The sequence below is a fragment of the Flavobacterium oncorhynchi genome (assembly GCF_002217355.1).
Classification (GTDB): Bacteria; Bacteroidota; Bacteroidia; order Flavobacteriales; family Flavobacteriaceae; genus Flavobacterium; species Flavobacterium oncorhynchi.
In genome coordinates, this window is record NZ_MUHA01000031.1 from 1 (window position 1) to 20,744 (window position 20,744).

A 20,744-nucleotide genomic window follows, 5' to 3' on the forward strand; every position below is an offset into this window, starting at 1 on the left:
GTATTGTAAGATTCCCTTCTTACAATTATAATGTTTTGTGTTTTATTGCAAAACTACCACTTCTATAAAAAAATCCACTTTTTTGTTGTCAAATACAAGATAAAAATATCTTCCTTATATTCATTTTGATCTATTTTGAATTAGTACCCCTTTTAGTGTAAAATGGTAAGGAGTTAAGAGCCGTCTAAATTTTTTAGACGGTTTTTTTTTTATATGGCCGTTTTTTTTTTCTCTAATTTTTTGACGATACCTTAAAAAATATAATTGTTTAATTTATCAAGTTCATTTTTTAGGTTGTACACTGTTTTTGTAGGATATAACTCGATTTTTAGTAAAATTAAATTCATATTGTAGTAAAAATACTTCTTTTTGTAATGTTAAATAGTGTAAAAAACTTGTTAAAATTATTTTAATTTTATAAGTTCGGCCCAACAATTCTAAACAAAAAAATAATGAAACAAAAATTAAAAGGATTAATGATGCTTTTTTTTGTGCTTGCTTTGCAATTCTCTTTTGCACAAGAAAAAAAAATTATGGGAATAGTTTCAGACAATATGGGAATGCCTTTACCAGGTGTTAGCATACTTGTCAAAGGAACGAAGATAGGTACTCAAAGTGATTTTGATGGGAAATACTCTCTGAAAGCAGCTTCAGGCCAAGTTTTGGTATTTAGTTACATGGGAATGAAGACTCAAGAAGTAACCATAACTTCTACAACAATTAATGTAAAATTAGCTGACGCTGGTGCACAAGAATTAGAAGGAGTAGTAGTTACAGCTTTGGGAATTAAGAGAGAGAAAAAAGCATTAGGATATGCTACTCAAGAAATTAAAGCAGACGAATTAATAAGGGGAAACAATAACAGTTTAGCCGGAGCTCTTCAAGGAAAATTAGCAGGGGTAAATATTACGCCTTCAAGTGGTGCGCCTGGAGCTTCTTCTCGAATTGTAATTCGTGGAGCTCGTTCATTTACGGGAGACAACACTCCCCTGTATATAATTGATGGTATGCCGGTAGCTTCAACAGCTGATTTTAGTACAGGAAGCAGTGTTTCAGGGGCAGACAGTTCAAACAGAGCTGCAGATATTGATCCAGAGGATATTGAATCTATTAATATTCTAAAAGGACAAGCTGCGTCAGCACTTTATGGACTTAGAGCTACAAACGGAGTAGTTGTAATTACAACAAAAAGTGGTAAAGGAGCTTCTAAAAACGGAAAGCCTATCATAAATTTTTCTAGCTCAATGTCTGCTGAAAATGTATCTAGAAAGATTGATTTTCAAGATCAATATGCACAAGGAACAAATGGTGTTTATGCTCCGACAAATTCATTGTCTTGGGGCCCAAAAATTTCTGAGTTGCCAAATGATAAATCATATGGCGGTAATGTTGCTAATGCAGTGAATGGTGGAGATGCAACAGCTCATGCAGGTAAGTATTATGTACCACAAAGAGCAACAGCAGGTCTAGATCCATGGGTAACACCAAGAGTATATGATAATTTTGGTGCTTACTTTAAAACTGGAACTACTATAAATAACTCTTTTAGCTTGACACAAGCAACAGATAAATCTAATTATGCTTTTAGTTTGGGTTCAACTAACCAAGATGGTTTTGTACCTGCTACTGGTTATACACGTTATAATGCAAGAGGAGCCTTTAGCACGAAATTATCAGATACATGGAAAACAGGATTTGTTGGGAACTATGTTACTAGTAAAACTGAAAAAGCAACTGGTGCTAATGATTCATCTGTTGCAGGTGCATTTGCAAGTCCGATAAGTTATGATATGAAAGGAAACGGATACGAAAGCCCAGGAGACCCATACAAACAAATTTATTACAGAACAACTGGATTCAATAACCCATATTGGGCAGGGGCTCACAATATACATGACGAACAAACGGATCGTTTTTACGGAAACAGCTATGTTGAATTTACACCAAATATCTCGGCAGATGGCAAACACAAACTGTCATTCCGTTACCAGCTTGGTGCTGATGCTTACACCACTAATTATAGAGATATAGATGAATATGGGAATAAGCAAACTACAGCAGGTTATTTAGATCTTTATGGAATTACATCCAGAACAATAAATTCATTATTCACAGCAAATTATGAATATAAGATTTCGGACGATTTAAATTTAGCTGCTTTGGTAGGTAATGAAATCAATGACAGATACCAAAAGAGTTACGAAATGGAAGGATATGATCTTAATTTTGGCGGCTGGCCTAATTTAGCTAATACGCAGCAAAATGTTGCCGTAGATAACATTGATAAAAACAGAACTGTTGGTCTATTTGGAAATTTGAATCTTTCATACAAAAACTTTATTTATTTAGGTGCTACTTTAAGAAAGGATGTTGTATCATCAATGCCGCGAGGTAATCGTTCATTTGTATACCCTTCAGTATCATTAGGGGTTGTATTAACCGAATTGGAAGCTCTAAAAGGAAACTCGATATTATCTTTTGCCAAACTAAGAGGATCTTGGGCTGAAGTAGGTCAGGCAGGAACTTATAGGCAAAATTACTATTCAACACCCGTTTATGGAGGAGGATTTTGGGGAAGTGCACCTATAACTTACCCTCTTACTGGTGTAAATTCATATACACCTTATGGAGTAATGTATGATCCCAACTTGAGACCTCAAAATACAAGATCATATGAAGTAGGCGGTGAATTTCGATTTTTTAGAGATCGTGTAAGTATCGATTATACTTACGCTAGACAAAATATAATTGACCAGATTTTTAGTGTGCCTTTGGCAGGTTCAACAGGAGCTTCAAGTTTAGTGATGAATGGAGGAAAAGCTCATACAAATAGTCATGAATTGGTAGTTAGTGTTTCTCCAATTAGATCTAAAGATTTTGATTGGACAATAGCAGCAAACTTTACCAAAATAGACAATTATGTAGATGAATTAAAAGAGGGAGTGCCAAATATTTTCTTGGGAGGATTTGTAACACCACAAATTAGAGCTAGTATAGGAGAACGTTATCCTGTTGTATACGGATCGGCTTTCGCAAGAGATGACAAAGGAAATATTCTGGTTGATAATAATGGAAAGGCTATCACTGGAGAAACTAAATCACTTGGAGAGGTAGCTCCAAAGTTCAACTTAGGAGGAACAACCTCTTTCAGATACAAAAAAGTAACTCTTGCTGCAACTTTTGATTGGAAAAATGGTGGAGTAATGTATAGCGGTACAAATTCATTGTTAGATCTTTATGGATTAAGTACTAAAACACTAAATCGTGAAGAACTAGTGGTTCAGGAAGGTGTTACTGAAAATGGACAACCCAATACAAAACCTATTACGAAAGAAGTCATGTATAGTGTAAATTCGAACATTGCAGAAACAGCAATATATGATGCTTCTTTCGTAAAACTAAGAGAATTATCTTTAGGATATACGCTTCCAAAATTTTCAACAAGCCTAGATTTACGTGTTTCTGCATTCGCAAGAAATGTCTTATTATGGGCAAAAATGCCAAATTTAGATCCAGAAGCATCACAAGGAAACAATAACATGGCCGGTGGTTTTGAAAGATTATCTGTTCCGCAAACTACAAGCATTGGAGTTGGATTGAATTTAACAATTAATTAATATAATTCAAAAAAATTATGAAAAAATATAAAGTCATATTACTTTTGGTGATGGCGTCAATTTCTTTAAATTCTTGTTCTGAAGATAAAATGGATGACATTAACAAAAACGTAAATAAACCAGTAAATGTGGCTACTCGTTTTGCCATTACTGATGCAATGACCAGTACAGCATTTAGTAATACTGGTTCAGATTTAGCTTTTTATGCGGGTATTTATGTTGAATTAAGCGCAGGAGGTTCTGGTCAAATGTATAATGCTGAGACAAGAAATGGGGAACCTCAAAGCGCAACAACTTATAATAATTCTTGGGTCAATCAATATTCAACCATGTATAATTTAAAGACTATTATCGACAAATGTACAACTGGCACAGAAAAAGGGAATTATACTACATTAGGAATTGCTCAAGTTTTATATGCTTATAATTTAGCTTTGCTGACGGATATGTATGGAGATGTTCCTTTCACTGAGGCTTTTCAACCGGGGGTGTTTTACACACCTAAACTGGATCGTCAGGAAGATCTATATAAAACAATATTTAAAACTTTAGAAGATGCTATTGTTAATTTAGGAAAAACATCTACTTATCCGGTTTTAGGAGCTCAGGATATAATTTATCCAGGCGGTACTGCTGTCGCTCCAAACAACTCTAAGTGGATAAAAGCGGCTAATGGATTATTGGCTCGTTATACACTACATCTTTCTTTTAGATCTCCTGATTATGATAAAGTTTTAACTTATGCAAGTAAATCGTTTACAAGCAAAAGTGAAGAATTTAAGATGGTAAACAGTGGTATTCCAAATCCTTTTTATCAATTAAAAATTGCCAGAGGATATTTATTTTCAAGTAAAAGTTTGTCAGACAAGTTAAATTCGAGAGCAAATGACCCGCGTGCTAAAGGTTATTTTCAACAAATTAGTAAAACTACTAATGCCCCATTGACATACGAGTTTTTTGAAAATGGTGTTAGCCCGCAAAGCCAAAATTATTCGTATTCAGCTTTATTAAACAAAAATAATCCGATATTTATGTTAAGTTATCATGAGTTATTGTTTATTAAAGCAGAAGCAGAAGCAAGAAAATCAGGTAGTGTTACAAGTACTGCTAGTTTAACAGCAGCTGTGAACGCAGCTTTTAATAAAGCTCAGTCTATTAATTTTTCAACTACAAATGCAGCAAGTTATGTTGCGGGATTGAACATTACTACTAATGCTGATTTATTAAAAGAAATTGCGGTTCAAAAATATTTTTCATTTTATGAAGAAGAAGCCGTTGAAGCTTATAATGATTACAGACGTTTATTAGCAATGTATGGATCGGCAGCTGCGCATCCAATTCAATTAGCAAACCCATTAAATGCAACTAAGTTCCCGCTTAGATTTGGTTATGGAAATTCAGATGTATCTGCTAACAAGAATGTGCAAGAAGCTTTTGGAGATGGAGCCTATGTTTATAAAGAAAGCGTTTGGTGGGCTGGAGGTACTAGATAATTGTACTGTTAAGCAATGTCTTCGTTTTTCATTATTTGATAATAAACAAAAAAGCCGATAGTTCTTAAAACTATCGGCTTTTTACAACTAACACAAACATTTTTTATTTTACGAACTTGTTGATGATTGCATCACTCTCAGCTTTTGTTGCGTTTGGTTTTAAGTCAAACAAAAGTGAGTAAAGTGCTTTTCTGTCAACTTTAGCTTCTAAATTTAAATCCTGATGTCTGTCGAATAAAGTTTGCCACTTATCACGAACATTTTTCCAAAGTGCATTGTTGGCAACCCACCATTTTTGACCAGCGATACATTTAATATCTGGTACTTTTGTGTAAACATCAAATCCTTTTTCCTGAGCTAACAAAACATCTTTTCCGCTGTCATCTCTAACCAATTTGTCATTATCTTGCTCATGATTCCAGCCAGTTGCTGTGATTTCATGAATGTTTCTTCTTTTTAAAACATTGTAATCATTACGGTGAGTTTGCTCTCTTCTTGGTAACGGTGCATCAGCAACGTTTGCCCAATAATCTTTTCCGTCAACATGTACCCAAGTTGATGATCCTTCATATCTCGGGCTGTCATCTACTTGATATACTTTTTGAGTCCATTGCCCTTTTACGGCTTTTTTATCTAACTTTTTATACTTCCAAGAAGTTCCTTTATCAAATGAATATAAGTCTGTGTTTTCGTAAAGCCAATCTTGTCTCCAGTGTTTAATAATCATATCATCACTTACAATTAATAAGTGCTGCATCACAATTTTGTTAGGAGTGTCTTCTAGCAATTCTACCCATTCTAAAGCAGATTCATGCTTAGTTTGTGAAGGTTTGTATGTTGCTGAATCTTTAGCATATTGAAAAGTTTCTGCAAAATTAAATTTCACTTCATAACAACCGCACATCGATTTGATCGATTTAATGTCTTGCTGTTTTTTTGCGTCCTGACTGAAACCAAGGCTGCATGTCAAAGCCATAATGGCTGAAAAGTAGAGGCTTTTTGAAATCATAACTTATTGTTTTGTTTTTAAATTTTTGCAAATATATAAATTTTATTTAGAACAAGTAAAAATAGTTATATATTTGCACCGATTATTAAGATTGAATAAAAATAATGAAACTAAAATTTATCCTTTTTGCAGCATTGCCTTTTTGTCAAATTTCTTTTGCACAGCAAAAAGATACTATTGCCTCACGAGAAAAACTTTCTGAAGTGGTTGTTACCGGGCAGTTTGAGCCACAATCAATTAAGAAATCTGTGTTTAATGTACGTGTGATTTCAAATCAGGATATACAAAATTTAGCAGCAAATAATTTGGCTGATGTTTTAAATCAATATTTAAATATTACAGTAAGACCAAGTGGAACAAGCGGTCGATCTACAGTTTCTTTATTTGGATTAGATGCACAGTATTTTAAAATTTTGATAGATAATGTTCCATTGGTTAATGAGGCAGGTTTAGGAAATAATATTGATTTATCACAAATCAATTTAAATGATGTTGATCATATTGAAATTGTTGAAGGTTCAATGGGGGTTACATATGGAGCTAATGCCGTAAGTGGTGTTTTAAATATTATAACCAAAAAATCTTCGAAATATAAATGGGGAATTACAGCATCAGTGCAAGAAGAAACGGTTAGTGATGAATATTCTCTTTTTAAGGAAGGACGCCACGTACAGGCTTTAAAAGTATCTCATACATTTAATAAAAATTGGTATTTTTCATTAGGTGCCAATCGAAATGATTTTCAAGGATATTTGAGCGATAAAAATGGAATTGATTATAGTGAAAATGATGGTACAAGAGGATATAGATGGCTTCCAAAAGACCAGTTAAACGGTTCGGCAGTAATCGCATACCATAAAGATAATTTTCGATTTTTCTACAAATTCGAGTATTTGGATGAAAATGTAGATTATTATAATAGTACAGTACAATCTGGATACAATTCTACTTTGGGTTCGTATCGTTATGCTGATGATAAACGATATTTAACAAATCGTTATTTTCATAACTTAAATGCGACAGGTAAACTGTTTTCACAATTGAATTACAATGTTTCTCTTTCTCATCAAAAACAAGCGCGTGATGTAGAAGATTTTAGATATTACTTATCTACTAAAACAGAAGCAAATAATGTTACGGTCAAAGATCAGTCGATGGAAGTTCTTTATTCTACAGGAACGTTGAATAACTTTTTTTCAGACAAAAAAGTTGATCTGCAAATTGGATATGAGTTTGTTAATAATCGTGGTTATTCCCTTGTTCAAGAAGCAAATAATATTATGTCGCCTGTTCGAAAAACACTTGAAAACTATGATTTTTTTGCTTCTTCAGAAATCATGGCAACGCAGCGATTTTCTATTAGACCAGGAATACGATTTTCTGCGCAATCTCAATTTGATAATCAATATGCTTCATCTCTTGGTTTGAGATATTTGTTTGATAAAGGGGTGGAGCTTCGAGGTTCTTACGGAAGCTCATTTAGAACGCCGACTTTTGAAGAGTTATATTCAAAGCAAATCTTTGACGGGCATTTTTTTACTGGAAACGAAAATCTTATTCCAGAAACAAGTATGTCTTATGAAGCTAGTCTTAAAAAAACAACTGTTTTTTCATCAGGAATTCAACTTTCAAACACGTTTGCTGGAAGTTATTTAGATGTTGATGATAGAATTGATATGGCTTTGGTAAGATTCAATCCTGACACAGGTAATCCAGAATACGAATACGTTAATATCAGTAAATACAGAATGTGGAATTTCTCGACAATGAATCAATTTAAAAAAGGCAATCTATCTTTTAATTTTGGTGCAGCGATTGTTGGAATTTCTCAAGAGATAAAAAATCAAGAATTTACATCAGACGATAAGTTTCTTTATTCCTTTAATTTAAATGCAAGTGCATCGTATATAATTCCGAAATGGAAAACTATAATTTCTGGTTATTATAAATACAACGGTAGAACGCAGCAGTTTGTAGAAGGTTCTTCATCTTATCTTTTATCTACAATCGACCCAAGCAATTGGCTTGACGCTTCAATTCGACAAAATTTCTTTAAAGATCAATTTGAAGTCACTTTAGGAGCAAGAAATATTCTTAATGTCACCAATGTAATACAATCAGGTACAAATCAAAATGCGGTGCATGCTTCACCAGGAGAAGTAATGCTTGCTTACGGCCGTTCCTATTTTTTAAAATTAGCATATAACCTTAATCTTTAATATAAATACAGAATACAATGAAAAAACTTTTATTTTTATCAATCGCCCTATTGTCGCTGGCTGCATGTTCAAGTGATGATGATAGTACTCCAGTTGAAGTTCCAACAGTAGGAGAAACGTTGAAAGAATCAGTAGGCGGAGCAAATCAGCCAAATCAAGTTTATCTTGATTTAAGTACTGCAGAATCTAAATCTGTAAATAGAGGAGCTTGGGATTTTGGATTTTCTTCGGGTACAGATTTTAGAGTAATCCTTAATGGATCAATTAGAATGGCTGTTAAAAAATTAGAGACATCTGATATTACGGTAGCACAAGAAATCGATATAAAAGTTTTAGCAGGAGGAGGAGAAACTCAAGCTTCAAATGGATATGTTGATAATCCTACAGGGGTTTTGGCAGGTGCCGGAGCAGGTATCGGAACAGCAATTGCAGAAATTTCTGCTACAGATGCAGATAATAAAGTTTATTTGGTAAATCTTGGATATGCAGTAGGAACTGCAAAAGCAAATCCTGGTAATGTTGCAGTTGATGGAGATCCTAGAGGATGGAAGAAAGTTAGAATCTTAAGAAGCGGTAATGGGTATAAAATTCAGTATGCTGATTTAGCTTCAAAAACGTTTACAGAAAAAACAGTTTCTAAAGATGCCGATTTTAATTTCACATTTTTTAGTTTAACTTCAGGAAATACGGTTTCAGTTGAACCTGCAAAAGCGAAATGGGACTTAAACTTTACTGTGTTTACAAATTATTTAAACATGGGACCTGGTGGTGAAGTTACTTACGCATATTCAGATTTTATAACTACAAACTTAAAAGGAGGAACACAAGTTTACCAAGTTTTAGTTTCTACAGGAGGATCTTATGCTGATTTTACAAAAGCAAAAGTTGTAGAAGATAGTTTTAAGCCTTCTGTTACTGATCAAAGAATGATTGGAGCTAACTGGAGAAATGGCGGAGGACAAAATGGTTCATTACCAAGTATTAGAACAGATCGTTTTTATGTAGTTAAAGATGCAGCAGGAAATTATTATAAAGTTAAATTCCTTACCATGACAAATGATGCAGGAGAAAGAGGGAATGTTGTTTTAGAATATGCTATCTTGAAATAATACAGGAACAAAAACATTAAAAATTCAGTTAATCATTAGCTTTGTTTTTTTATTTTTTTTTTGATGAAGAGGTTAGATTTTTCTAACCTCTTTTTTTTGTTTTCTTTATTGTTAAAATGAACCAAAAATGAATGATTTAATTCTATCTTTGCGCATCAATTTTTTTAAACAGAATTAACAGGAATTTTGATAATTAATTCTTGTCATTCTATTCTTCAAATTATAATTAGTAAGTGAATACAAAATCATATTTCTTTCAGTCTTTTGCAATCGTAGCATTAGCGTTTGTAGCTTTCATTGGATTTAAGCAAATCTTGCCAGATAAGATTTTTTCTGACAGTAAAGTAGATTCAAAAAATGTACTAATCGACAGTCTGCTTCTAGAGTCTGTTGCAAAAGATTCTTTGTCTTCAAAAAGCGACAGTATTGAGGAAAGCGAACGTAAACTTGGACAGGAAAAAATTGTTTATGATGCATCTGAAGGAATCGAATTTCCATCAGAAACTTTTGATAATTATAAAGGATATCAATACTTGATTTCTTTTTACGAAAAATTATACCAGCTGGAACAAAATCCGCAAAGTAAAGTACGAATTGCTTATTATGGAGATTCGATGACAGACGGAGATTTAATTGTACAAGATGTTCGAACGAATTATCAAGATCGCTTTGGCGGAAATGGAGTAGGTTTTGTGCCTATAACATCAGAATCTGCAACCTCACGCGGATCAGTAAAATCAACTTATTCTAAAAACTGGAAAACCCAATCGTATTTAAATGTAAAAAGACCAACAAGTCCTTTTGGTGTAAACGGACATGTGTTTTTTGCAAACGACAAATCAAACACTACTTGGGTTCAATATGAAGCCGGACTTCCAAAACATACAAAAACCTTAGATAATCCAACGTTATTTTACGGAAGATCTTCTAAAAAAGGAAATGTAAACTTTATAATCGGAAAAGATACACTGCGAAAAACGCTGGCTCCAAGTAATCTAGTAAACAGTTTAAAAGTGACTTCAGGAAGTATAAAAGCATTTAAAGCAAATTTTATTCACGCTGATTCAATTCCAATTTACGGATTTAATTTTGACAACGGCAGCGGTGTTCATGTTGATAATTTCTCTCAAAGAGGAAATTCAGGTCTTCCAATTTCTATGTTCGATGCCAATGTGATGAAAGCTTTTAATAACAGCTTAAAATACGATTTGATTATTCTTCATTACGGAACAAACGTATTGAATTATGGAACTAAAAATTATTTTTGGTATGAAAAAGGAATGACAAAAACCGTTAACAAAATAAAAGAGTCATTTCCGGGAGTTTCTATTTTAATTGTTTCAACAGCAGATAAATCGACTAAATATGATTTAGAAATGAAAACAGATTCTGCCGTAGTTCCTTTAATGAAAGCTCAAAAAAGATATGCATTAGAAACAGAATCCGGATTTGTCAATTTATATACCTTAATGGGTGGTGACGGTTCGATGGTAAAATGGGTTGACGAAGCTCCAGCAAAAGCCAATAAAGATTATACGCACTTTAATCAAAGAGGTGCAAAAGCAATTGGTAATTTGTTGTATAATCAATTAAATAAAGGTTACGAACAGTATAAAGTTTTACGTGAAAAACGCGAATCAGGCGTTACAACTAGAACAAGTAAAAAGCCCAAAACAGATTCCGTATCTGTAAAAATAGACAGCGTAAATGAATAGACTAATTATTTTCTTTTGTTGTCTTTTTTTCTCAACAAACGATAAAGCTCCCAAGACAGATTCACTTTCAATAACAAAAAATATGATTCATAAGATTGATACAGCAGTAATTGAGCCTATTTCAGGTAATCAAATTTATAATGCAGTTGTATTAGAGTCGTTTTTTAAGAAAGTAAAGGATAATGAAAGCAATAATAATCATAAAATAAATATTGTCCACATTGGAGATTCTCATATTCAGAGTGATTTAATGACCAATGAAATCAGGAAAAATCTCCAGCAAAAATTTGGAAATGCTGGACGAGGTTTAGTTTTTCCTTATCAATTGGCAAAAACAAATGGTTCTTACAACGAACGTTTTTATTCAAACAGAGCATGGGAAAGCTATCGCAATATTCATCCTTTTAAAAACTGTCCTGTTGGTTTAAGCGGAATTGCACTTTGGAGGGATAATGACGGTTTTGTTGTTGAGTTGAATATTAAAGATGCAGCTTATAAATTTAATTCCATTTATATTATAACACCTCAAAATCAGGATATGTTTAATTTGGCGACATCAACCCAAACAAAAACAATTCAGACAACAGAGCGAAAAGTCATTACACATAAAATAAAAAAAGGAGAAGCAATTTCGACAATTGCAGATAAATACAATGTGTCGATTGCCGAAATAAAAAGAGACAATCACTTAAAATCTAATAATATTCGTGCAGGAAGAACATTAAAAATTTCAACCAACGAAACTAGACCAAAGAATATTGTAAGTTCAGAATTTGTCACTTTAGATTTAGAATCAGATTCATTTTCTCATACCTACCATTCAGAAAAAGCGCTGGATAAGATTTATCTGCTTCCCAACAAAAATGCGGAGAAATATGAGCTTAACGGAATTGTTTTAGAGAAAGATGCTCCAGGGATTATTTATAGCGGAATTGGTGTGAATGGTGCAAAATTTTCAGATTATAATAAGTACCCTTTGTTTTTTGAGCAGTTAAAATCATTGCATCCAGATTTGTTGGTTCTTTCGCTGGGAACAAACGAAAGTTATGATCATATGGAAAGTGCTGCCTATATAGGAGAATTACGTGATTTTATAAAAAAAGTAAAAGAGCATAATAGTAATGTTTCTATAATAGTTACAACTCCGCCGCCTTCGCTGCTCAAAGCTAGAAGACCAAATATTTACATTAGAGATTACGCAAAAAGTATTCTTGAAATTGCAAAAACAGATGGTTTTGCAGTTTGGGATTTATATGGAGAACTTGGCGGAATGGACGGAATTCGAAATTTGAAAACTACCGGATTAATTGGGCCAGATTGGGTTCATTATTCCAAAAAAGGATATGAAAAACAAGGCAGTTTGTTTACAGAGGCATTTTTAAAAGCATACGAAAATTTTAAATTAAAGAATTAAATTGATAACAATAGACAGCATTAATGATTGGTTCATAGGTCATTTTGGTGCAATTACATTAGAACAAGTAAAAAGCTGGTTTATTTATAATCCAGACGAAAAACTATTATTTAATACGGGATTATTCTTAGGATTATTTCTGGTTTTTTATTTTGTGTATGGTTTTTTGCGTAAAACATTTTATTTAAGATTAACGTACGTTATTCTCTTCTCGCTTTTCTTTTATTATAAGTCAAGCGGAATTTATTTTTTACTGTTGCTGCTCTCTTCAGTTGTAGATTATGGGTTAAGCCAAATTATCTATAATGAAACAAAAGACAGTCGAAAAAAACTCTATCTGGTTATAAGTGTGATTCTAAATTTAGGATTACTTGGATATTTCAAGTATACCAATTTTATGATTGCGACTTACAATGATATGTTCAATGGCAATTTTAAACTCCATGATATTTTCCTTCCAGTCGGAATTTCATTTTATACTTTTCAATCGATGAGTTATATTATTGAAATTTACCGAGAAGAAATTAAGCCTACAAAAAACTACATCGAATATTTGTTTTTCGTTTCCTTTTTCCCGCAGCTGGTTGCTGGACCAATTGTGCGTGCCAAAGATTTCCTGCCGCAGATTTATCAAAAATTAAATCTAACAAAAGAAGATGTCAACAACGCTTTGTTTTTGATTATTGGAGGATTAATTAAGAAAACAGTAATTTCAAATTACATTTCAGTAAATTTTGTCGACCGTGTTTTTGATACACCAATGAGTTATACTTCATTCGAAAACTTAATGGCATCTTACGGTTACGCTATCCAAATTTATTGTGATTTCTCTGGATATTCAGATATGGCAATAGGAATCGCTTTATTGCTTGGATTCAAATTGCCAGCCAACTTTAGAACGCCATATAAGTCAACATCGATTACAGATTTCTGGAGAAGATGGCATATTTCGCTTTCAACTTGGTTAAAAGATTTCTTGTACATTTCGATAGGCGGAAATAGAGAAGGATCATTTGCAGGATATTTATTTCCGAGTTTATTCTTTTTCGGATTGCTGTTGTGGGGAATAACAAGTTACAGCACTAGTGTAATTCCGTTAATAATTGCATTTGGTTCAATTGCACTTTTTTGCTTGTCTTTTTTACTTTCGAGCAAACGCCGACAAACTTTAGTAACAAATTTGAATTTGTTTACAACAATGCTTTTGGGAGGATTATGGCATGGAGCAGGAGCACAATTTATTGTTTGGGGAGCATTACACGGTTTAGCATTAGCTGTTCATAAGATTTTTATGGAATTCTTCCCTCCTAAAAAAGAAGGTTCAAATTTCTTGTGTAGATTCTTTTCAATAGTGATTACATTCCATTTTGTGGTTTTCTGCTGGATCTTTTTCCGTGCAAGAGATTTCGAAACCGCTTTGCAGGTAATCAATAATATTGGTCAGTTAACTTTTGAGCCAGAACATTGGCAGGCCATTATTTTAGGATATAAAAATGTGTTTTTATTAATGCTTTTTGGATACGTTTGGCATTTCTTGCCAGAAGTAATAACAGACAAAATGAAATTCGTTTTTGACAAAACACCATTATTATTAAAAGCTGTAATTCTAGGTTTCGTTTACTGGATTGTTTATGCAACAGCAGTAGCCGGTTCACAGCCATTTATTTACTTCCAGTTTTAAAATAGCAGGTTCATAGATACAAAGTCACAAAGGCGCAAAGGTTTTATTCTTTGCGCCTTTTTTTGTTTCTCGCAGATTTAGAAGATATTATCTTTACTCTAAAAAGTAATCTGCCCAATCTGCTAAATCTGCGAGAGTGAAAAAAATAATTTTCGCAATTAGGGAAATTCGTTTAATTCGTGGCAAAAAAACTTTGCGCCTTTGCGCCTTTGTGGCAAAAAATGCGTATAAATAAAAATTGCCTGAAATAGCTATTTAGATTATCTTTGCACTTCAAATAAAGAAAATAGTATGTTTGATAATTTAAGTGATAAGTTAGATAAAGCGTTCCATATATTAAAAGGACACGGTAAAATTACAGAAGTAAACGTTGCCGATACCTTAAAAGAAGTTCGTCGTGCCTTACTTGATGCCGATGTTAACTTTAAAATTGCCAAAGATTTTACAACAAAAGTAAAAGAAAAAGCAATTGGTCAGGACGTTTTAACAACGCTTCAACCAGGACAATTATTGGTGAAGCTGGTAAAAGATGAGCTGACAGAATTAATGGGAGGTGATGTTGCCGGAGTTAATTTATCTGGAAATCCAAGCGTTATTTTAATGTCTGGACTTCAAGGTTCTGGTAAAACTACTTTCTCAGGAAAATTAGCCAACTTCTTAAAAACAAAGAAAAATAAAAAACCACTTCTTGTAGCGTGTGATATTTACCGTCCTGCCGCGATTAATCAGTTGCATGTTGTTGGAGATCAAATAGGTGTTGAGGTTTACTCAGAACCAGAAAACAAAAATCCTGTAGAAATTGCTCAAAATGCAATTAAACATGCAAAAGCAAACGGTTTCAACGTTGTTATTGTCGATACAGCCGGACGTTTAGCAGTTGATCAGGAAATGATGGATGAAATTGCACGTGTTCACAAAGCAATTCAACCACAAGAAACATTGTTCGTTGTAGACTCTATGACAGGACAAGATGCTGTAAATACAGCAAAAGCCTTCAACGATATCTTAAATTTTGATGGAGTTATCTTAACCAAATTAGATGGTGATACTCGTGGTGGAGCTGCAATCTCGATTAAATCGGTTGTAAACAAACCAATCAAATTTGTAGGTACAGGCGAGAAGATGGAAGCAATTGATGTTTTCTATCCAGATCGTATGGCTGAGCGTATTCTTGGTATGGGAGACGTTGTGTCGCTTGTAGAAAGAGCTCAAGAACAATTTGACGAAGAAGAAGCAAGAAAACTTCAAAAGAAAATCGCTAAAAACGAATTCGGTTTTGATGATTTCCTAACGCAGATTCAACAAGTAAAGAAAATGGGTAATATGAAGGACTTGGTAGGAATGATACCAGGAGCTTCAAAAGCCATGAAAGATGTAGAGATAGAAGATGATGCTTTCAAACATATTGAAGCAATCATTCACTCGATGACGCCGGGAGAAAGAAGTAAACCAGCCATAATCGACGTAAAAAGAAAAGCCAGAATTGCAAAAGGTTCCGGAACTAAAGTCGAGCAGGTAAATCAGCTGATGAAGCAGTTCGACCAAATGAGCAAGATGATGAAAATGATGCAAGGTCCGGGCGGAAAAAATCTGATGAAAATGATGGGAGGCATGAAAGGAATGCCAGGCGGAATGCCGAGATAAAGAAAAAAATGTTTAAGGTTTAAAGTTTCAAGTTGTTTGGAATTTTAGACCTTAAATTTTATAACTATATTAATTAGAGAAGCGGTTAACTTCTCACTTCTAACACAAAACATTTAACTTAAAAGAAAATGCAGCTACTAGACGGTAAAAAAACATCTAACGACATTAAAAACGAAATTGCAGCCGAAGTTCAATCCATAAAAGCAGCAGGAGGAAAAGTGCCTCATTTAGCAGCAGTTTTGGTTGGAAACAACGGAGCAAGTTTAACTTACGTAGGAAGTAAAGTAAAATCATGTCAAGAAATTGGATTTGATTCAACTTTAGTAAGTCTAGCGGAAACAATTACAGAAGAGGAACTGTTAGCTAAAATTAAAGAGTTAAACGAAGACGACAATTTAGACGGATACATCGTTCAATTGCCGTTACCGAAACACATCGACGAGCAAAAAATCTTATTGGCAATTGATCCTGATAAAGATGTCGATGGTTTTCATCCAACAAACTTTGGTAGAATGGCACTTGAAATGGAAAGTTTTATTCCAGCGACACCATTCGGAATTATGGAATTGCTTGAGCGTTACAAAGTTGAAACTTCAGGTAAACACACGGTTGTAATTGGACGAAGCCATATCGTAGGGCGTCCAATGAGTATCTTGATGAGCCGTAAAGGAAATCCTGGAGATTCAACTGTTACTTTAACCCACAGCCGTACTAAAGACTTAGCCGAATTCACTAAGAATGCCGATATTATTATTACAGCTTTGGGAGTTCCTGAATTTTTAAAAGCCGATATGGTAAAAGAGGGAGTAACGGTTATCGATGTTGGAATTACGCGTGTAGACGATGCATCAAACCCAAAAGGTTATGTGATAAAAGGCGATGTCGATTTTGACGGCGTAAGCAAAAAAGCGTCATTCATAACGCCGGTTCCTGGTGGAGTAGGACCAATGACAATTGCAATGCTATTAAAAAATACACTTTTAGCGCGCAAAATGAGAAGTGCAAAAAATAAATAATTTACTTCAAAATATTATAATAAAGCCTATTCAAAAGAATAGGCTTTATTGTTTTTAGTATTTAATTAATAGTTTAAAGTTTTGGTTCTTAAAAATAAAGGATACTTTTGCACCACTTAAAAAACACTTACCCAAATGGACGATTATTATTCGTTAGTATTAAATTAAAAACAGCTTTTGAAATTTTCAAAATGCTGTGATAACACCCTGTATTTTGAAATGAAAGCCTTTTACACAAATGACAACGGATTACTAGAAGTCTTAAAATGGACTCCAAATTGCTGGATTAATATTGAAAATCCATCCGAAGCAGAAAAAAAATACTTACTCGAAGAACTTCAAATTCCCGAAGCTTTTTACAATGATATAGAGGATATCGACGAAAGACCCCGTATCGAAATCGAAGACGGATGGACGCTTATTATTATGCGAGTTCCTATAAAAAGCAACGATATTAAACTTCCCTTTCAGACTATTCCGCTAGGCGTAATTTTTAGAGGTGATATCTGCGTAACAATTACTTTTTATAAAACAGAAATTATACATGATTTTATGTTGTATTCACGACGTAAAAACATTCAAGTTAAAGACAATTTTGATTGGGTTTTAAGGTTGCTTTTATCATCAAGCGTTTGGTATTTAAAATACCTAAAACAAATAAATCAGAAGATAAGACTAGCAGAAGACAATTTAGAAAAGTCAATTAAAAATGAAGAACTGCAGGCATTGCTCCAAATCGAGAAATGTTTAGTTTTCTTTATTACCTCATTAAAAGCAAACGATGTTTTGTTTCATCGTATAAAAAATCTTCGAGCACATAAAGCAAGCTACGATCCGGATTTGTTAGAAGATGTAGAAATCGAATTAAGTCAGGCGCAGGATACAGCCAATATTTATAGTAACATCTTAACAGGAATGATGGATGCATATGCATCTGTAATTTCTAATAATATGAATGATATAATGAAACAGATGACCTCAATTTCTATCATCCTTGTGATTCCGACCTTAATTGCCAGTGTATATGGAATGAACGTGCCAAATGGTTTAGAAGAAAGCAAATACGGTATTTGGATTATTCTTTTTATTTCATTTCTATTATCAGCATTTGGGGTGTATATGTTTAAAAGAAAAAGATGGTTTTAAAAATAAAAAAATATTATAAAAGCTTGTTCGTAAGAATAGGCTTTTTTCGTTTTACGCATTGGGCGTGACCATATTTACAAAAAGGCGCTCCAATCTTTGCGTTTATGTGCGCCTTTGTGCAAATATGGTCGGGCTATCCATGCTGCTTCGGCAGCTTATTCCTATCCCTCACGCAGCTTACCAGACCTTGTGTTTTCTTGCATAGTTTTCACAACTTTGCAGGAATCTAAATTGTTATCGAAAATATTTTATACTTTTTACTTGCTAATTCAAAATAAATAATAACTTTGTACTGCAAAGTACTTTTATTATGAATCAGAAACACCAAGAAGATTTAGCACACATTCGTTCCATGATGGAGCGTTCTTCAAGATTTATATCCTTAAGCGGGCTTTCGGGAGTCTTTGCTGGACTTTCAGCCTTAATAGGCGGATTGTATACTTATATGTTACTTGAAAATCACGGAGTAGGTTATTACAGAGGGCAAGATGTAGTTCTTCCTGAAAATTTGGTTTCACATTTAATTGTAACCGCTTTAGTAGTTTTGTTGTTTGCATTAACATTTGGAATTTTCTTTACTATTAGAAAAAGTAAAAAATACAATTTGCCAATTTGGACATCTGCAACAAAAAATATGTTATTTAATTTAGCCGTGCCACTTGCGGTAGGAGGTATATTTTGTTTGGCTTTGGTATTTCATGGAATATATGGATTAATAGCGCCTGCTACCTTAATATTTTACGGATTGGCAGTTATAAATGCAGAAAAATATACTTTCTCAGACATAAAGTATCTTGGTTTTTCTGAACTTGTTTTAGGATGTATTTCGCTTTTTTATATTGGATATGGATTGATATTTTGGATCATTGGATTTGGAATCCTGCATATTGTATACGGATTAGTGATGTTCAAAAAATACAAATAACCTAATGGGAATTATTGATAAACTAAATAAAGATTTTGAAAGCCGTGTCAGACTGGGTATTATGTCCGTTCTGATGGTTAACGACTGGGTAGATTTTACCGAGATGAAAACGCTTTTAAATATCACCGATGGTAATTTAGCAAGTCATTCCTCTGCGTTAGAAAAGTCTCAGTATATCGAAGTTAAGAAAGAATTTGTGGGCAAAAAGCCTAAAACATCTTATCAAGTAACACCGCTTGGCCGCGCGGCGTTTAAAGAACACCTTTCTTACCTCGAAAAATTAATGAAATCGTAATAACTATATTTTTTTGTCTAATTACTTTGAAACACAAAGTACTTTTAAAAATTTAATCATGAAAAAACATCAAATTATTTTAGTTTGTACAGTAATCTTTACATTACTTTTTTACAATCAAAATCTAGGAGTTAATATTGGTATTTTTGGTGTAATTTTAACACTGTTAGTTAGTTACTTCTTTCAGGAGAAGTTTGTTGATAGATCGCATTTAATTTTGGTAATCACATCAATCTTGTCATGTTTCGCTTTTGCGTGGTATGGAGATGCAGCTTCCTTTTTTGCCTTAGCATTCTCAATTCTTTTTTTACAGTTTAAAACTCAAGATGGAGAACTTAAAATAGTACAGATCTTTCCATTGATTTTTTTAAACGGATTTACTTCAATTGGGCGTATTTTTATCTTTAGTCAATGGCTGCCCGAGCGAAAAATTCACAACGATTTTGCTAAGAAATTAGTAGCATTTGTTGTTATTCCAGTCGTCTTTTTGGGATTGTTTTTTATCGTTTATTCTTTCGGAAGTGAGCATTTCTCTTCATTGTTTACAGATTATACTTTAGATATTAATATTTTTCAGTTAATCTTAATTACGATACTGGGCTTTTATATTTCATTTAGTTTTTGGAATTATTGGGTTCCGGATGCTTGTTATGAATTTAATCCAAAGTTGAACAATGAGTTTACTAATATTTCTGAAGTAAAGAGTCAAAGTACATTTTCGTTTCTGGATCTTGATTTCGAAAGAAAGAGTGGCGTAATTACTTTGATAATGCTTAATATTTTACTTTTAATTTTTATTGGAACATACAATTACGAACAGTTTTTTGAAGTTGCAGATAAAGCAAATTTAAGCGCTGATACACATGAGCGTGTAAATGCTGTGATTTTTTCAATTTTGATGGCTGTTGGTGTAATTCTGTTTTATTTCAAAGGAGGATTCAACTTTGATGAGGAAGCGACATCATTAAAAAAACTCGCTAAAATCTGGATAATTCTAAATGCAGTTTTGATCGTTAGTGCTATTATCAAAAACTCAGAGTATGTTTCTTCTTTTGGATTAACATATAAGCGTTTAGGAGTTTACGCCTTTTTAATTTTAGCAATTATAGGTCTGGTTTATACTTTTTTTAAAATTACAAAACAAAAAACAAATGCTTACCTAGTCAATCAAATGGTTTGGTATTTCTACGGAACAATTTTAGTTTGCAGTTTTGTGAATTGGGGAAATCTTATAACCAATTACAATATTTCGGTAAACAAAGGAGTAGAGCCGGTTTTTTTAAGCGAATTGAATTTTAATGATGATGCTAGAAGAGACTATTTTAATAAAAATAATCTATACGGAAAAGATTCAGAAGCGGTGAGAGAAGAATTGATTTCTAATTATCAGAATGAAAACTTTTTATCTAAAGCTTTGTATTATGAATTTTTAGATCATAAGAGTAAATAAATAAAAAAAAT

The 20,744-nt window shown here is 33.2% G+C and carries 14 protein-coding genes; 13 read left to right on the plus strand and 1 reads right to left on the minus strand.

Annotated elements, in window-relative coordinates:
* The first annotated feature begins 452 nt into the window (after positions 1 to 452).
* A complete protein-coding gene (locus B0A75_RS19015) occupies positions 453 to 3,617 on the plus strand; it encodes a SusC/RagA family TonB-linked outer membrane protein (protein WP_089055848.1) in 3,165 nt (1,054 codons plus the stop codon).
* Between the two features lie 17 nt (positions 3,618 to 3,634).
* Entirely contained in the window at positions 3,635 to 5,110 is a 1,476-nt protein-coding gene (locus B0A75_RS19020) for a SusD/RagB family nutrient-binding outer membrane lipoprotein (protein WP_089055849.1), read from the plus strand.
* A gap of 103 nt (positions 5,111 to 5,213) precedes the next feature.
* Here B0A75_RS19020 and B0A75_RS19025 read toward each other — a convergent pair whose 3' ends face one another.
* Positions 5,214 to 6,119, minus strand: coding sequence for a DUF6607 family protein (locus B0A75_RS19025; RefSeq protein ID WP_089055850.1), 906 nt, complete (start codon positions 6,117 to 6,119; stop codon positions 5,214 to 5,216).
* Positions 6,120 to 6,223: 104 nt separating this feature from the next.
* Here B0A75_RS19025 and B0A75_RS19030 point away from each other — a divergent pair, with 104 nt between their 5' ends.
* The 11 genes from B0A75_RS19030 (at position 6,224) to B0A75_RS19080 (ending at position 20,733) form a co-directional block, all read left to right on the plus strand.
* Positions 6,224 to 8,338 carry a TonB-dependent receptor plug domain-containing protein gene (locus tag B0A75_RS19030; protein WP_089055851.1) on the plus strand — a complete coding sequence of 705 codons (2,115 nt, stop codon included), beginning with the start codon at positions 6,224 to 6,226 and terminating at the stop codon, positions 8,336 to 8,338.
* Positions 8,339 to 8,355: 17 nt separating this feature from the next.
* The gene (locus tag B0A75_RS19035; protein WP_089055852.1) at positions 8,356 to 9,447 is read left to right on the plus strand and encodes an HmuY family protein; all 1,092 of its coding nucleotides are present in this window, start codon (positions 8,356 to 8,358) and stop codon (positions 9,445 to 9,447) included.
* Between the two features lie 233 nt (positions 9,448 to 9,680).
* Positions 9,681 to 11,162, plus strand: a complete 1,482-nt coding sequence (locus B0A75_RS19040) for an SGNH/GDSL hydrolase family protein (protein WP_089055853.1) — start codon at positions 9,681 to 9,683, stop codon at positions 11,160 to 11,162.
* 82 nt (positions 11,163 to 11,244) lie between these two features.
* The gene (locus tag B0A75_RS19045) at positions 11,245 to 12,576 is read left to right on the plus strand and encodes a GDSL-type esterase/lipase family protein (RefSeq protein WP_244284428.1); all 1,332 of its coding nucleotides are present in this window, start codon (positions 11,245 to 11,247) and stop codon (positions 12,574 to 12,576) included.
* Between the two features lies 1 nt (position 12,577).
* On the plus strand, positions 12,578 to 14,257 hold the full coding sequence (locus tag B0A75_RS19050; RefSeq protein WP_089055855.1) for an MBOAT family O-acyltransferase: 1,680 nt from the start codon (positions 12,578 to 12,580) through the stop codon (positions 14,255 to 14,257).
* A 291-nt stretch (positions 14,258 to 14,548) separates the two neighbouring features.
* The gene (gene ffh, locus B0A75_RS19055) at positions 14,549 to 15,901 is read left to right on the plus strand and encodes a signal recognition particle protein (protein WP_012022351.1); all 1,353 of its coding nucleotides are present in this window, start codon (positions 14,549 to 14,551) and stop codon (positions 15,899 to 15,901) included.
* 128 nt (positions 15,902 to 16,029) lie between these two features.
* Entirely contained in the window at positions 16,030 to 16,917 is an 888-nt protein-coding gene (locus B0A75_RS19060; protein ID WP_089055856.1) for a bifunctional 5,10-methylenetetrahydrofolate dehydrogenase/5,10-methenyltetrahydrofolate cyclohydrolase, read from the plus strand.
* Positions 16,918 to 17,136: 219 nt separating this feature from the next.
* Entirely contained in the window at positions 17,137 to 18,063 is a 927-nt protein-coding gene (locus tag B0A75_RS19065; protein ID WP_089055857.1) for a magnesium transporter CorA family protein, read from the plus strand.
* Between the two features lie 310 nt (positions 18,064 to 18,373).
* Complete coding sequence (locus B0A75_RS19070) at positions 18,374 to 18,988, plus strand: hypothetical protein (protein ID WP_089055858.1); 615 nt, start codon at positions 18,374 to 18,376, stop codon at positions 18,986 to 18,988.
* A 4-nt stretch (positions 18,989 to 18,992) separates the two neighbouring features.
* Positions 18,993 to 19,283, plus strand: coding sequence for a winged helix-turn-helix domain-containing protein (locus B0A75_RS19075; RefSeq protein ID WP_089055859.1), 291 nt, complete (start codon positions 18,993 to 18,995; stop codon positions 19,281 to 19,283).
* A 58-nt stretch (positions 19,284 to 19,341) separates the two neighbouring features.
* Complete coding sequence (locus B0A75_RS19080; RefSeq protein ID WP_089055860.1) at positions 19,342 to 20,733, plus strand: DUF4153 domain-containing protein; 1,392 nt, start codon at positions 19,342 to 19,344, stop codon at positions 20,731 to 20,733.
* Positions 20,734 to 20,744: the final 11 nt, after the last annotated feature.